At 64.3% G+C, this 14349-nt stretch carries 13 protein-coding genes and 1 pseudogene; 7 read left to right on the top strand and 7 right to left on the bottom strand.

Annotation, left to right across the window (positions count from 1 at the left end):
- Window positions 1–125: 125 nt before the first annotated feature.
- The 3 genes from Y88_RS01725 to rpsM form a co-directional block, all read right to left on the bottom strand.
- Window positions 126–1187, bottom strand: coding sequence for a DNA-directed RNA polymerase subunit alpha (locus Y88_RS01725; RefSeq protein ID WP_008065645.1), 1062 nt, complete (start codon window positions 1185–1187; stop codon window positions 126–128).
- A 113-nt stretch (window positions 1188–1300) separates the two neighbouring features.
- On the bottom strand, window positions 1301–1690 hold the full coding sequence (rpsK, locus tag Y88_RS01720; RefSeq protein WP_008065643.1) for a 30S ribosomal protein S11: 390 nt from the start codon (window positions 1688–1690) through the stop codon (window positions 1301–1303).
- Between the two features lie 60 nt (window positions 1691–1750).
- On the bottom strand, window positions 1751–2119 hold the full coding sequence (gene rpsM / locus Y88_RS01715; protein ID WP_008065635.1) for a 30S ribosomal protein S13: 369 nt from the start codon (window positions 2117–2119) through the stop codon (window positions 1751–1753).
- 274 nt (window positions 2120–2393) lie between these two features.
- Here rpsM and Y88_RS19770 point away from each other — a divergent pair.
- The 3 genes and pseudogenes from Y88_RS19770 to Y88_RS01705 all read left to right on the top strand — a co-directional run.
- Window positions 2394–2912 (top strand): annotated as a pseudogene (locus tag Y88_RS19770) (YXWGXW repeat-containing protein); the annotation flags it as partial.
- Window positions 2913–3420: 508 nt separating this feature from the next.
- Window positions 3421–4056 carry a pentapeptide repeat-containing protein gene (locus tag Y88_RS19765; RefSeq protein WP_408637187.1) on the top strand — a complete coding sequence of 212 codons (636 nt, stop codon included), beginning with the start codon at window positions 3421–3423 and terminating at the stop codon, window positions 4054–4056.
- A gap of 174 nt (window positions 4057–4230) precedes the next feature.
- Window positions 4231–5034 (top strand): DUF2182 domain-containing protein, encoded by an 804-nt coding sequence (locus Y88_RS01705; protein WP_008065633.1) that lies wholly within the window; start codon window positions 4231–4233, stop codon window positions 5032–5034.
- 65 nt (window positions 5035–5099) lie between these two features.
- Here the strand turns inward: Y88_RS01705 and speB are convergent, their stop codons facing one another.
- From speB to Y88_RS01690, 3 genes are all read right to left on the bottom strand, one after another.
- Window positions 5100–6140 (bottom strand): agmatinase, encoded by a 1041-nt coding sequence (gene speB / locus Y88_RS01700; protein WP_008065632.1) that lies wholly within the window; start codon window positions 6138–6140, stop codon window positions 5100–5102.
- Window positions 6141–6245: 105 nt separating this feature from the next.
- Window positions 6246–6947: an LrgB family protein gene (locus Y88_RS01695; RefSeq protein ID WP_008065631.1), complete on the bottom strand. Its 702-nt coding sequence runs from the start codon at window positions 6945–6947 to the stop codon at window positions 6246–6248.
- Entirely contained in the window at window positions 6944–7303 is a 360-nt protein-coding gene (locus tag Y88_RS01690; RefSeq protein ID WP_008065630.1) for a CidA/LrgA family protein, read from the bottom strand. The genes Y88_RS01695 and Y88_RS01690 overlap by 4 nt, the downstream gene beginning before the upstream one ends.
- Window positions 7304–7454: 151 nt before the next feature.
- Between Y88_RS01690 and Y88_RS01685 the strand changes: the two genes are divergently transcribed.
- From Y88_RS01685 to Y88_RS01670, 4 genes are all read left to right on the top strand, one after another.
- Window positions 7455–8351, top strand: a complete 897-nt coding sequence (locus Y88_RS01685) for a homocysteine S-methyltransferase family protein (protein WP_026166774.1) — start codon at window positions 7455–7457, stop codon at window positions 8349–8351.
- Between the two features lie 103 nt (window positions 8352–8454).
- Window positions 8455–9354, top strand: coding sequence for a fatty acid desaturase (locus Y88_RS01680; protein ID WP_008065627.1), 900 nt, complete (start codon window positions 8455–8457; stop codon window positions 9352–9354).
- A complete protein-coding gene (locus Y88_RS01675) occupies window positions 9351–10154 on the top strand; it encodes a phosphate/phosphite/phosphonate ABC transporter substrate-binding protein (RefSeq protein ID WP_008065626.1) in 804 nt (267 codons plus the stop codon). Before Y88_RS01680 ends, Y88_RS01675 begins: the two co-directional genes overlap by 4 nt.
- Window positions 10155–10196: 42 nt before the next feature.
- Complete coding sequence (locus Y88_RS01670; protein ID WP_008065624.1) at window positions 10197–10766, top strand: flavin reductase family protein; 570 nt, start codon at window positions 10197–10199, stop codon at window positions 10764–10766.
- Here Y88_RS01670 and Y88_RS01665 read toward each other — a convergent pair whose 3' ends face one another.
- Complete coding sequence (locus Y88_RS01665; RefSeq protein WP_008065622.1) at window positions 10767–14285, bottom strand: PAS domain S-box protein; 3519 nt, start codon at window positions 14283–14285, stop codon at window positions 10767–10769. It lies immediately after the preceding gene.
- Window positions 14286–14349 lie beyond the last annotated feature (64 nt).

The following is a 14349-nucleotide window of genomic DNA, read 5'->3' as shown; positions in this document are numbered from 1 at the left end:
GTCGGCCATGATCCCCCGGGCTTTGTCCCGCATCAGATGCAGGACGAAATCGGTCGTTCACCCCCTGCCCCGGGAGCAGGTTCACACACTGCGCTTGCAGCATGTCCCTGCCCCCGGACGCGGGATCAGCCGAGAAGTTCCTGTTCGAGCTTCTTGGCCATTTCCTCGATGTTTTCGGGCGGCCAGCCGGGGATATCCATGCCGAGGCGCAGACCCATCGAGGAAAGGACTTCCTTGATTTCGTTGAGCGACTTGCGGCCGAAGTTCGGAGTGCGGAGCATTTCCGCCTCGGTCTTCTGGACGAGGTCGCCGATGTAGATGATGTTGTCGTTCTTGAGGCAATTGGCCGAACGCACCGACAGTTCCAGCTCGTCCACCTTCTTGAGAAGGTAACGGTTGAGCTGGTTGGCGTCGCTTTCTTCCGGCGCATGCGTCGCAAGACCCGAAACCACGGCAACGTGGCCGGTGGGCAGCTGGTCGTCGAAGTGGACGAACAGCGAAAGCTGGTCCTGCAGGATACGCGCTGCATAGGCGACGGCGTCTTCGGGCGTGACCGTACCGTCGGTTTCGACAGTCAGGTTGAGCTTGTCGTAGTCGAGTTCCTGCCCGATGCGGGCATTGTCGACCTTGTAGGAAACCTGACGCACCGGCGAGTAGAGCGAGTCGATCGGAATGAGGCCGATCGGCGCATCAATCGGACGGTTCGACACGGCCGGGACATAGCCCTTGCCGGTGTCGGCGGTCAGTTCCATGTTGAAGGTTGCACCTTCGTCGAGGTGGCAAATCACGAGGTCCTTGTTCATGACCTCGATATCGCCGGTGACGGCGATGTCACCCGCTCGCACTTCGCCCGGGCCGGTGGCCGAGAGCTGAAGACGCTTGGGGCCTTCACCCTGCATCTTGAGCGCGATCTGCTTGACGTTGAGAACGATGTCGGTGACGTCTTCACGGACACCAGCCAGCGACGAGAATTCGTGCAGCACGTTCTCGATGCGGATCGAAGTCACGGCGGCCCCCTGAAGCGAGGACAGCAGCACGCGGCGCAAGGCATTGCCAAGGGTCAGACCGAAGCCGCGCTCAAGCGGTTCGGCAATGAAGGTCGCGCGGCGCTGCGGATCGTTGCCGGGCTTGACCTCGAGGGAGTTGGGCTTCTTCAGTTCCTGCCAGTTCTTGATATTGACAGACATGGAATTCCCCTGGGGTTGATCGAGTGCGCCGGCGTCGGCTGAGGGGCCGCGACCGGTCGAATCTTGGGCGGGCCGGTGCGGTGGTACCGCCGCACCGGTCGCCTATTGGTAGGTCAGACGCGACGACGCTTCGACGGACGCACACCGTTGTGCGGGATCGGCGTCACGTCGCGGATCGCGGTGATGGTGAAACCGACCGCCTGCAGAGCGCGCAGAGCGCTTTCACGGCCCGAACCCGGGCCCTTGACTTCGACTTCGAGCGTACGGACGCCGTGTTCAGCGGCCTTCTTGCCGGCGTCGTCAGCAGCGACCTGCGCGGCGTACGGCGTCGACTTACGGCTGCCCTTGAAGCCCATCATGCCAGCCGAGGACCACGAAATCGCGTTGCCCTGGGCGTCGGTGATGGTGATCATGGTGTTGTTGAAGCTGGCGTTGACGTGCGCGACACCACTAGTGATGTTCTTGCGCTCCCGCCGCTTGATACGCTGAGGTTCGCGTGCCATTTTTCTTAAAATCCTGTCGGAAAACCGTGGGAACCGGCGAGCCTTGAGGCTCGCACCGGCTTACTTCTTCTTGCCGGCGATCGGCTTGGCCTTGCCCTTGCGGGTGCGCGCATTGGTGTGCGTGCGCTGGCCACGAACCGGCAGACCCTTGCGGTGACGCAGGCCGCGATAGCAGGCCAGGTCCATCAGGCGCTTGATGTTCATCGCGGTTTCGCGACGAAGGTCACCTTCAACGGTGTGTTCAGCGTCGATCGCTTCACGGATCTGCAGAACTTCGGCGTCCGAAAGGTCCTGCACGCGACGGCTGTGGTCAATACCCAGCTTGTCGGCAATCTGGCGGGCCTTGAACGGGCCGATACCATGAATGTAGGTCAGCGCGACGATAACGCGCTTGTTGGTGGGGATGTTGACCCCGGCAATACGAGCCACTTGTTTCTCCGTTCAGCTCCACAGAGCCCCAAGTCATGGCCGGAACCGCAAGGCCCGAAATCACCACACCCAGAACTCTATCTCATCGCGAGACACGCAAAAACGAAAGAAGCGAGCCACAACAGAGCCAGCGCCATATCTGCACTGACCTGAGCAAACCCCTCCAGACGGTTTCGAGTGAAGGGCGCGTGTAGGAGGATTCGCAAGGAGCGTCAACCGCAAAGTCGTGCGCACGCCCACAGACACCAGCCCCAAGGCGTGCCTGTCTGTCGCGATGGCCCGATTATATCGAATTCGCGCGCCCGCGTCAAAGCTCCTCGTACGGGCGTTTTCTCAAATCGGTGCAGATGGCGCCAAGACAAACACCCCGAAACCACGCGTCCGTTCAGCTTGTGGACGGGTTTGCCGGCGCAATAAGGCCGGTGGAATTAGGATTGCCAACACGATTGGGGAAAACAACGGCCGGGATCCGAGGGGGCACCCGAACTCCGGCCAGCCCCGCACAACAAGGACACAGGGCGCCGTGCGCAAGTTCTTCACCGGGTTTCCGGCCGCATCCACACTGGCCGCATCCACACTGGTTCGCCTCGCGCTCGCCGGCATTGCCGTCGGCGGCGCCTTGACGGCAATGCCGGTCGAGGCTCAGATCAGCTTCGGGTTCGACATCCGCATCGGCTATGCGCCGCCGCCGCTTCCCGAATACGATCAGCCCCCCCTGCCCGGCCCCGACTATATCTGGGTGCCCGGCTATTGGGCATGGAGCGACTGGATCGACGATTATTACTGGGTGCCCGGATACTGGGAGCTGCCGCCCCGGCCCGGCCTGTTCTGGACCCCGGCATGGTGGGGCTGGGATGATGGCGCCTATGTCTTCCATGACGGCTATTGGGGCCCGGCGATCGGCTATTACGGCGGGATCAACTATGGCCACGGCTATTTCGGGCATGGCTGGGACGGTGGATACTGGCGCGACGGCCATGTCCATTACAACACGGCTGTCACCCGCATCACCAATGTGACCAACATCACCGTCTACAACCGGCCGGTGTTCATCAACGCGCCCAGCCGCGTCAGCTACAACGGCGGCTATGGCGGCATCCGCGCCCGTCCGATGCCCGAGGAACTGCGCGCCGGTTCGAGCCCGCGTTTCGCACCGACCCCAATGCAGCGCCAGCATGTCGATCAGGCCGCGGGCAACCCGCGCTTCACCGCCGCGCGCATGACCCCGTCATGGCGCCCGCCCGCCGTCCATCGCGTGACCGGAGACGGCACGCCGATCTCGCGTGACATGGCGCTGTCCCATGGCGGTATCAGCGCCGGACGGCCCGGCAATGCGCCCTATGGCCAACCAACGCGAGGCCAGTCGCCGCGCAACCAATTTCCACAGGGCCAATTTCCACAGGGCCAATTTCAGCAGGACCAATCTCCGCAGTGGCAACAACGCGGACCGCAGGGCTACACCCAGCAAGGCCGTCCCGACTCCTATCGCTCGAACGGCGAGAACGGATCGGGCGGACGCCCGCCTGCCGGTTCGACAGCAACGCCAACCGTCCCGACGCAAGGCTATGCACCCCATGGCTCGGCCGCCCAGCAGGGCAGCAACCCGCAATCGACGCGATCGCAGATGCCGGGCGGCGTATCCTCGCCAAGACCTTCAACTCAGGCGACACCGAGCAGCACTGGTTGGCGGCCACAATACGGCAACACGCCACCCGCGCAGCGCCCCGAGCAAGGCTATACCCAGCCTGCGCAGAGTCCTTCGCAGACCTATCAGCAACCCGCCCAGCGCCCACAGCAATCCTACCAGCAACCTACCCAGCACCCGCAGCAGTCCTACCAGCAACCTGCCCAGCGCCCGCAGCAGTCCTACCAGCAACCTGCCCAGCGCCCGCAGCAGTCCTACCAGCAACCTGCCCAGCGCCCGCAGCAGACGGTGACGCCACCCGCCCCCCGTCCGCAAACACCGGCGCAACACCCCGCGCCACAACAGCGGCAGGACCATCCACGCCCGGACAATCGCTAATCTGGCGCTAATCTGGCGCCACTTTCGCCACGCCCCATAGCGCAAGTGACTGCCATGTCCCCGAACTTGCGCTATAGAGCGTGACACCATGGAACAGGTCGCTCAGCCCCGGCAGTCAACAACAGGCACTCTGGCCCTGGCGACGCTCGTACTCGGGGCGATCGTCTTCGGGATAGAGGCTCCGCATGTACTGCCGCTTGCCCGGGTGCGTGCGCTTGGGCTGACCGAACCGACGATCGCCTTTGCTCTGTTCGTTCTCGACTGGACGGTGATGTGCGTGGCGATGATGTTGCCCAGCGCGTTTCCGCTGTTACAGCGTGTGGCCGCGATCCCCGACGAGGGCGTCGTCGCGCGCGTCGCATCCTGCACGCTGGGGTTCATCGCGGTCTGGAGCCTTGCGGGCGTGGCCTTGCGGCTTGCCGGATTGCTGGCCCTGCCCCCGGCGGAAACGGCATTCGGCCCCGACCGTGCAACGATCTGGCTGGCCGTTGCTGCTCTGGGCGGGAGCGGTGCCTATCTCCTGTCCCCCTTTGCCCTGACCTGCGCGACGGCGTGCCGGACCCCGATGACATTTATCGACCGCCACTGGGGTCGCCCCCGTCCGGCATGGCAATCCGCGCTCGTCATCGGGATCGATTACGGACGCTCCTGCCTTGGCTGCTGCTGGCCGCTGATGCTGGCGATGAGCCTGTTTGCGCTCCATGGCGCGGGCCCCATGCTGGTGGCGACACTCGCCATGCTCGCGTTGAAGCAGTTCGCCAATCGCCCGCTGCTCAAGGCGCTGGGCGCGGCCCTGGCGCTTGTCGCCTTGCTGGTCGGGACCGGATCGCTTGCCCTGCCGGGACAGGCAGGCGTGCTGTCGCGCGGCGTCGCCTTTTGCCTCGGGCGATAAGCGAACGGACAAAAAACCCCCGATGAGCCGGAGCTCACCGGGGGGCAATCACGGGAATTGCAGCGTCACTTGTTGACGGCAAGCAGGCTCAGCATCGTAAACAGCATCTGCGCCCCTGCATGGGCGGTGTTGTGCGAGGGATCGTATTCGGGCGCCACTTCGACGACATCGCCGCCGATGATGTTCGCCCCGGCAAGGCCGCGCAGGATCTGTTGCGCCTGAAGCGTGGTGAGCCCACCGACTTCGGGCGTGCCGGTGCCGGGTGCGAACGCCGGGTCGAGCCCGTCGACGTCAAAGGTGATGTAGGTCGGACCATCCCCGATCACTTCGCGCATTTTCGCAACCACAGCCGCGATGCCCATGGCATCGACTTCCTCGGCATGGATCACCGTCATGCCCGAGAGATAGGAGAATTCCCACAGGCATTCCGACGCGCCGCGAATGCCGATCTGGATCGACCGGCGCGGATCGAGCACGCCCTCGAGCACGGCTTCGCGGAACGGTGCGCCGTGGTGGAATTTCGAGCCTTCGGTCGTGCCGCCGGTGTCGCAATGGGCGTCGATGTGAACCATGCCGACCGGGCCGTGCTTTTCGGCAAGCCCCTTCATGATCGGCAGTGTGATCGAATGGTCGCCGCCGACCGAAAGCGGGATCGCCTTCGTGCCTGCGATCATGCGGTAACAGGCCTCGATGTCGGCATGGCACGCGGCGAGGTCATAACGGCTGCTCATCGACACGTCGCCGACGTCTGCCACCTTGAGCTTGCCCTTGGGCGCAACACGCAGGACGTGTTCATAAGGACCGACACGCTCGATCGCGCGCAGCGCGCGGGGACCGAAGCGAGCGCCCGGGCGATTGGTCACACCCAGATCCATCGGCACGCCGATCAAGGCGACATCGAGCGTGTCGAGCGCCTCGGGCGTCAATCCGTCGGCCAGGAAAGGCGCGTCGAGCAGGGTCGGGACCCCGGCAAAAGGCCACGTCCGCTTGTCGCCCTTGTACTGCTGCCCGGCCGCTTCGCGGAAATGCGGATCGCGGATGTCGGACCCGCTGGCCCCGGTATAGAGCTGGCGCAGGGTTTCGAGATCGAGCGGCTCATCGGTCATAAATTCGGTATCCTCGGCTTTGGTGGCGCGAAAAGAGCCGCTTCCGCGACGAAATACCAGTACCCGTTTGACGTATGGCGCGCTCTTTTTTCAGATCGCGCACGGTCAGGCCAAAACCGCGAAGAGCAGAATGATGAGCGCGGTCGCCACGGCGTTGAGTGCCATGCCGAGGCTGGCGAAGGCTCCGGCCGTCTCGCTGACCTGAAACGCGCGGGCCGCGCCGAACCCGTGCGCGGACACGCCGACGGCAAAGCCGCGGGCACGCATGTCGCGAACGCCCAGCGCATTGAGCAAGGGCGTCGCCACCATGGCTCCGATCACCCCTGCCCCCAGCACCAGCGCCGCAGCGAGCGACGGGCGTCCGCCCAGTTGCCGCGCCAGTTCCATCGCAACCGGCGTCGTCGTTGCGCGCGGGGCAATCGTTGCGAGAAGGTCGGGCGGGCCGCCGAAAAGCCAGAGTATCCCGACCGCACTGACGATCGCGGTCAACGATCCGGCCAGCAGCGCCAGAAAAAGCGGCAAGGCAAGCCGCCGGATGAGACCCAGCCGCGCATGGATCGGAACGGCAAGCCCCACCACCGCCGGTCCCAGCAGAAAGCCCAGCACCGAAGTCGCCCCCGAATACGTGGCATAAGTCACCCCCGACAAGCGGATCAGCACGATCAGCGCGGGTGTTGCCAGCAGCACCGGGTGGCACAAGGGATGGCGTCGGCTGCGCAAGGACAGCGCATCGGCCCCCGCAAAGACCGTCAGCGTCACCGCCAGCCAGAACAACTGCGTCGAAAGAAGACCGCCAAGAGCATTCATTCGGCCGCCTCCGTCGGCGCAAACCGCGCCAGAGCCCAGCGCATGACCAGCGCCGTCACCACGATCGTCAACAGCGTCGAGACCGTGGTTGCCACCACCAGCGCGGTCCCGAAACGGGCGAAGACCCCGCCTTCCTCCATGATCCCGACCGCGGCGGGCACGAACATCACCGAAAGATGGGCCGTCAGCCAGGACGAGACCGATTCCAGCCGCGCCCGGTCCCCGCGTACCGAGGCAAGCCAGATCACCAGGAGGACCATGCCGATGACCGCGCCGGGCACAGGCAGACCGGACAGGCGGTGCAAGGCTTCACCCGCCAGCAGGAACACGAACAGCTGTGCGATCGCGCCGACCATTCCGATCAATCTCCCGCGCTTTGCCCTGGCGCCATACCCTGGCCTTTTATCTCCGCCACTTATGCGGGTCTTCGTCGCCCCGGCAAGCCCTCTTGACCACGCCCCTTCCCTCGCCGAAACCTGCGCCCCCATTCTCAAGGGAGAACCAGCCGTGTCCGATACCTCCGCCGCATCCCCGCTCATCATTCTCGACGGGGGCACCGGACGCGAACTCAATCGCATCGGCGCGCCTTTCGAACAGCCCGAATGGTCCGCGCTTGCCCTGATCGAGGGCCCCGAATTCGTTTCGCGCGTCCATCAAAGCTATGTCGATGCCGGGGCCGATGTCATCACCACCAACAGCTATGCGGTAGTGCCGTTCCACATCGGCGAGGAACGCTTTGCCGCGCGCGGTCATGAACTCGCCGCCCTTGCGGGCAAGCTGGCGCGGGACGTTGCCGATGCCGCTCCGCGCAAGATTACCGTGGCGGGCTCGCTTCCCCCGATCTGCGGCTCCTATCGCCCCGATCTAGTCGACATCGACCGCGCGCGTCCCATTCTTGCCGTTCTGGTCGAGGCTCTGGCCCCTTATGTCGACCAGTGGCAGGCCGAGACGCTGTCCTCGCTGATCGAAGCAAAGCTGGTTGCCGAACTGGTCAAGCCGACGGGCAAGCCGCTCTGGCTTTCCTTCACGCTCGAAGACGCGCATCCCGATGGCGAGCCCCGCCTGCGCTCGGGGGAAAGCGTGACCGAGGCGGCGAAACTGGCGCAAGATCTCGGAGCGAGCGCGATCCTCTTCAATTGCAGCCAGCCAGAAGTCATGGCCGCTGCCGTCCGGGCCGCACATGCGGCGGCATCACTGCCGGTCGGCGTCTATGCCAATGCCTTTCCGCCGATGGACGAAGAGGCTGAGGCGAATGCAGGCCTGTCCGAAATCCGCGCCGATCTCGATCCGGCAGGCTATGCCGCCTTCGCACGGGGCTGGGCCGGAGAAGGCGCAACAATCCTGGGCGGATGCTGCGGCATCGGGCCGGAACACATCGCGGCCCTGCGCGCCCTGACAGCCTGATTACCTGGTCCCAATTCACGCTGCATGGCCCCATGCGCATTTGCCATGGCGCCATGCATCCGCTTGTCTAGACATATCCACAGGCGACCGATAGGCTTCGGCCATGGCGCAGGGGCAGGCGGGAAATCCGGGGTCGATTTCGGTCGAATGGCCGACACTTGTGCTTGCCGTCGCGATTTACGGCGGCTGGCTGGCGTTGGCTTATGCCCACGCGGCTCTGCCCTGGCCGGTGCTGATGATCGCGGGGGCATGGCTCATCGCCTGGCACGGATCGCTGCAACACGAAGTGATCCATGGACACCCGACCCCGTACCGCTGGATCAACGATGCCATCGGCTTTCCGCCGCTGTCGTTGTGGCTGCCTTATGCGATCTATCGCCGGGATCATATTGCGCATCACCGGACGCCGCACCTGACCGATCCGCTCGACGACAGCGAAAGCAATTACCTGGCCCGTCCCGGCGGACCGGCGCACTTGGTCGCTGCGGCGGAATCGACACTGGCCGGACGCATGGTGCTGGGTCCGCCGATCCGGATCGTGCGGTTCTGGTGGTCCGAACTGCGCCGGGCAGGCACTCACCCGCTGGCCTTCGTCCGCGACTGGGCTCCACACATGATCGGTGTCACGCTGGTTCTGGGCTGGCTTCACCATGTCGGCCTCTCGCCGATGACTTATGTCCTGTGCTTCATCTGGCCCGGCACCGCGCTTTCGCTGATCCGGTCCTATGCCGAACATCGCGCGTCTGCCGATCCGGCGGCGCGGACCGCCATCGTGGCTGACAACGGTCCTTTGGCGCTGCTCTTCCTCAACAACAACCTTCATATCTGGCACCATGCCTATCCGGCCTTGCCGTGGTACGCCCTGCCCGCGGCCTATCGCGCCGATCCCGATGCCTTTCCACAGGCACCACGCTATGCCCACTATGGCGTGATTTTCGCTCGGTTCCTGCTCCGCCCGCACGATCGGCTGGTTCACCCCGCCCCGCTTCCGGGCAAGCGGTGATCGCCTCGCTCGGCATGTACGATCCGCCGTGGCTTCGCGCCGCGAACGACGCTTTGTGGCAGGCCCTTGCCGAACGCCTCGCCCACATGGGGATAAGCGATGTTCCCTCCAGTCTCACGCGCGATCGTCCGCTGCCCGAGATCTGGACCGCGCCTGATCTCCTGCTCGCCCAGACGTGCGGCTATCCGCTGATGACTTCGTTGGGGGAAAGCGTCGTCCCGGTGGCAACTCCGATCCATGACGCACCCGGGTGTGACGGACCCCGGCATGGTTCGATGGTGATCGTACGCCGGGGCGATCCGGCGGGCACGCTTGACGATCTTCGCGGGCGTCGCGCCGCCATCAATTCCCGCGATTCCAATACCGGCATGAATCTCTTCCGCGCCGTCCTCGCCCCCTTCGCGCAAGGTGCCGGCCTGTTCACGCGCGTGCTGGAGACCGGCGCCCACGCCCGCAGCCTTGCCGCCGTGATCGCGGGCAAGGCCGATGTCGCGTCGATCGATGCCGTGACGTTCGCACTGCTGCGCGACCGATTTCCGGGCGTCGACCGACGCGTGCGTATTCTTGCTCGCACACCTGTCACACCGGGGTTGCCGCTGGTGACGGCGTCCTCAACGCCCGCCGGCACCGTGGCGGCCTTGCGCCGCGCCCTTGGCGACCTGATTGACGATCCCGCGCTGGCCCCAACCTTGCGCGCCTTGCGCCTCACCGGTTTCGCAATCCTCGACCGCCGGGATTACGAGGCGGTCACCGATCTTGAAAAGTCCGCATTTCTCGCCGGTTATCCGACACTTTGCTGATCGCGTCGAAGCGCCTATCCTTAATGACACAAGGAGATCGCCATGGAGGAATTCCAGTTGGCCCCATTCCCGCTCGACAAGGCCTTCACGCTGATCGAACCGGGGCCGGTCGTGCTGCTCACCACCCACGACGGGCGACGCAACAACATCATGACCATTACCTGGACCATGGTGCTAGACTTTGCGGCCTCTTTCGCGATCACGACCGGCCCATGGAACCATTCCTTTGCCGCGCTCACCCAAACGCGCGAATGTGTCCTATCGATCCCAACCGTCGACATGATCGATACCGCAGTCGGCATCGGCACCTGTTCGGGCAGCGACATCGACAAGTTCACGCGTTTCGGCCTGACAGCGATCAAAGGCCGCCACATCCGTGCGCCTTTGATCCGCGAATGCCTTGCCAATATCGAATGCCGCCTCGTCGACACGATCGACCGGCACAGCATTCTTGTTCTCGAAGGTGTCGCGGCATGGATCGACCCGGCTCGCACCGAACGACGAATGATCCATGCCGTGGGCGACGGCACCTTCATCGCCGATGGCGAATGCATCGACCGCAAGACGATGATGCGCTCCAAGCTGCCCCCATCCGTCCTGCCCCCGCCGTGATCAACCCGAGAATTCCCGGACATGCTTCTCCAGCAGGCCTAGCGCATCGTCGAGCGCATGGATAACCACGCCAAGCACCTGGGGTGAGGCCGTGCCCTGCTCTTCCACTCTCTGTTCGACGAACCGGCAGGAAAGCGCGAGATCCTGCAGGCCAAAAGTGCCCGAAACCCCTTTCACCTGATGAATGACGCGGTCGCGTACGCCCGCATCGGGGTTCGCGCGCAAGGCCTTGGCCATGACGGTCAGGTCCGCCCGGGCGCTTTCGAGAACCTCTCCACGCATGGCCTCGGGGAAGGAATCGAGAAACCGCTCGAATTCCTCCGAGCCAGCAGCCTTGTCGCCACCGCACGAAGGTGTGGCGATCGCGCGGGCAATCGCATCGCGGATCGTCGCACGCGTGAACGGCTTGACGATCACGTCACCGCCCCCCGCCTCGACCAGTTCGCGTTGCTTGTCGGAATTGGAATAGGCGGTAAATCCCAGGATCGGGATACGTCCAAGACGCCCCGGCAGGCGCCGGATCAACCGGATCGTTTCCGCCCCGCTCAATCCCGGCATGGAACTGTCGATCAGGACCACGGCGAAGTCTTCTGCCTCATCCCCTTCGACGAGACGGGCAAGCGCATCGGCGCCGGAAATCGCCCCGGTCGTCCGGCATCCCGCGCCGTCGAGATGAACTTGCGCGGCAAGGCGCGTGGTCTCGGTATCGTCGGTCACAAGGACGCGAGTGCCTTCGGGAATGGAGAGGTCCGCCTCGACGGGGGCGACCACCTTGTCCCCTGTGTCTTCGACAGATTGCGCCGAAAGCGGGAGGCGGACCGTGAACGTGCTGCCGCGTGAAGGCACACTGTCCAGCGTCAACTCCCCGCCCATCGAGGTCACCAGACTGCGCACGATCGCCAGCCCCAGTCCGGTGCCGCCAAAGCGCCTGCTGGTGGTCGTATCAGCCTGGGCAAAAGGTTCGAATATCCGGTCGAGTGCATCAGCCGCGATCCCGATGCCGGTATCGCTGACGCAGACTTCATAGAATGCCCCGTCGAGTTGCTCGCAGGATGCACTGACCTTGCCCTGCGAGGTGAACTTGATGGCATTGCTCAACAGGTTGGAAACGATCTGGTGGAAACGCGCGGGATCGCCGACCACGTCGGGCATCGCCTCGGCATGGCATTCGAGCGCGATCCCCTTAGCTGCGGCCTGCCCCCGGAACAGGTCCACGGCCCCGGCCAGAGCCTCGCCAGGATTGAAAGCGACCAATTCGAGATCGAGTTTCCCTGCTTCTCCCTTGGCCTGATCCAGCACGTCGTCGAGAATGGACATGAGCGTCTTGGCATGGGCCTGTGTCGCGGAAATCAGCCTCGGAATATCGGGCTGCGGCCAGGGAATGTCGTTGCCGTACTGGGCCAGCAGCTCATAGGTCGCCAGTACGCCGGTCATCGGCGTGCGGATCTCGTGGCTCATCACCGCCAGATAGCGCGCGCGTTCCTCTGCTGCGGCTTCGGCCCGGTCGCGCGCGCGGGACAGTTCCTGCTGCACCTCCAATTCGACGGTAATATCCTGACACACTCCGAAAATTCCCGCGAGGTTCCCGTGCGCATCGATTTCGCCCTGCCCCTGCACTTCGACCGTCCGGATCTGTCCGTCGGGGCGGACGATCCGGGTGGCACGACGGAACGCGCGCCCGGTCCGCATGGCATCCTCGAACACGTCCCTGACCGAGGCGCGCTGCTCGGGGACGATCGTCGCGAAATAGGCTTCGATATTGGGCACCCGGTCCGGCATCAGACCGTGGATGTCCATAAAGCTGGGTGACCAGTCGCTGGCGCCGCCGACCAGATCGTAATGCCAATGGCCGAATTCGGCGAGATTTTCGGCAAGGCTCATCAACCGGTTGGTCTCGCGCAGGCGAGCGTTCTTTTCGAGGATCTCGGCCTCGGCCATTTGCCGCTCGGAAATGTCACGGATGGTGGCGACGAGCGGCCCCGGCGTTGCGCCTTCGCCCGACGCTCCGAACGAGGCCTCGACCCAGAGACGTTCGCCATCGGGCAAGACCCAGCGGAACCCGCAAGTCTCTCCATGCCGCCCCGAGGACGAGTCCGCGAACGTCTGGCGGACATGTTCGACATCATCCCCGTCGACAAACGAGAGGAGATCCCGTCCGACAAGATCACGCGCCGAACACCCGAGCATCCGCTCGGTCGCCGCCGAAGCATAGAGGATCACCCCCGAGGGACCAAAACTACAGATCACATCGCCGGAATTGTCGGCAAGCAGGCGCAACTCCCGCTCGCTCTGCGCCAGTCGCTGTTCCGACCGGCGCAGCTGAGTGACATCCATTACCGTGCCGATCCACCCCAGCAGACGACGTTGTTCATCGAGCCTTGGCGCAAAGCGGGTCTGGAACCAGCGTTGCCCGTCACCGTCACGGGCCAGAGCAAAGCTGACCTCGGCAAAGTCGGTCTCGCTGGTGCAGGATTCCAATGTCTGGTCGAGCGTTCTGGCCAGATCCTCGCCAAGATTCTCGCCGACTTTCTCGGTGCAAAGCTGTTCGGCGCTGCGCCCCGCGATCCTCGCCATCTCGGGGTTGGCATAGGTGATCGCGTGGTCGAGCCCGATCGTGACGATGCCGATCGGCGCCGACTGGGACAGTTCCCGGAAACGCCGCTCATTCGCTGACAAGGCATGAACAAGGCGATTGCGTTCCCCCAACACCGCAGCGATCGGAAGAACAGTCAGAGCGCAGCAGCCGATGAAGCCCTGAACCAGCATGATCCTGAGCGCGAGATCCCCGGTGTTCGCGGCGATCGGCCCGGATCCCCATCCGGTAAAGAGCGTGGCAACGAGCCAGACGATGACGGTCGACAGGCCTGCCCCCAGAAATCCGGCCCGGAACGTGAACAGGCAGATATAGGGTATGATCATGTAAAGCAGGGGATGAGGCTGGGCGAAGATAATGCCCCCCAGCACAAACAGCGCCACCGAATGGAAACCGATGTGGGCAAGGTCGGACCCGGCCATGCCGCCGATCAGCACGATCCTGTTATAGGCCGCCAGAATGAAGGGGACGAGAACGATCAGCCCCAGCGCATGGGACAAGTGCCACTCAGCCGCAGCCTCCAGCGTCGGGATGCCCCCCTGCCACCGTGTGTGAATGGTCCAAAGAATCGCCGAAATCATCGGAGCCGGACCGCCACAAGTCACGAGGAACTGGACGAGTTGCCGCAGATTACCGAGATCGGTCGCGAAAATCGCGCCCTGCTCGATCAGCGAAACCGCGACGAAGATCTCCAGCATGTTGACGGCCGCAAAGAACGCGGCGCCCTGCCAAGCCATACCCGACGTCAGGCCGCCGACCATGATTGCCAGCGCCCCCGTGACCGCGACCTCCATCCGGCGCTCGGTCGGACTAAGGAGCAGCGCCGCCAGCACTCCGGCATTAGCCACCCACAGCGCACCGGTCCGGGTATCGATCGCGGTGAGCTTCAGACTGGCCCAGCAGACAAAGGCCACGCCCGCGAACACCGTCGGCAACCATACCGCCCGCCTCCAAGGCGAGGAATGCGCAGAGCTGAACAGTCCATCCATG

It is taken from the genome of Novosphingobium nitrogenifigens DSM 19370, from assembly GCF_000192575.1.
GTDB classification, from domain to species: Bacteria; Pseudomonadota; Alphaproteobacteria; order Sphingomonadales; family Sphingomonadaceae; genus Novosphingobium; species Novosphingobium nitrogenifigens.
This window is presented reverse-complemented; position numbering and strand designations above follow the sequence as displayed.

What these genes read in the sequence shown, in the direction of transcription:
- Y88_RS01725 (WP_008065645.1), bottom strand. Translation starts at nt 1,187, where the DNA reads ATGTCTGTCAATATCAAGAACTGGCAGGAACTGAAGAAGCCCAACTCC.
- rpsK (WP_008065643.1), bottom strand. Translation starts at nt 1,690, where the DNA reads ATGGCACGCGAACCTCAGCGTATCAAGCGGCGGGAGCGCAAGAACATC.
- Y88_RS19765 (WP_408637187.1), top strand. Translation starts at nt 3,421, where the DNA reads ATGGCGGTATCAGCGCCGGACGGCCCGGCAATGCGCCCTATGGCCAAC.
- Y88_RS01705 (WP_008065633.1), top strand. Translation starts at nt 4,231, where the DNA reads ATGGAACAGGTCGCTCAGCCCCGGCAGTCAACAACAGGCACTCTGGCC.
- speB (WP_008065632.1), bottom strand. Translation starts at nt 6,140, where the DNA reads ATGACCGATGAGCCGCTCGATCTCGAAACCCTGCGCCAGCTCTATACC.
- Y88_RS01695 (WP_008065631.1), bottom strand. Translation starts at nt 6,947, where the DNA reads ATGAATGCTCTTGGCGGTCTTCTTTCGACGCAGTTGTTCTGGCTGGCG.
- Y88_RS01690 (WP_008065630.1), bottom strand. Translation starts at nt 7,303, where the DNA reads ATGGTCGGCGCGATCGCACAGCTGTTCGTGTTCCTGCTGGCGGGTGAA.
- Y88_RS01680 (WP_008065627.1), top strand. Translation starts at nt 8,455, where the DNA reads ATGGCGCAGGGGCAGGCGGGAAATCCGGGGTCGATTTCGGTCGAATGG.
- Y88_RS01670 (WP_008065624.1), top strand. Translation starts at nt 10,197, where the DNA reads ATGGAGGAATTCCAGTTGGCCCCATTCCCGCTCGACAAGGCCTTCACG.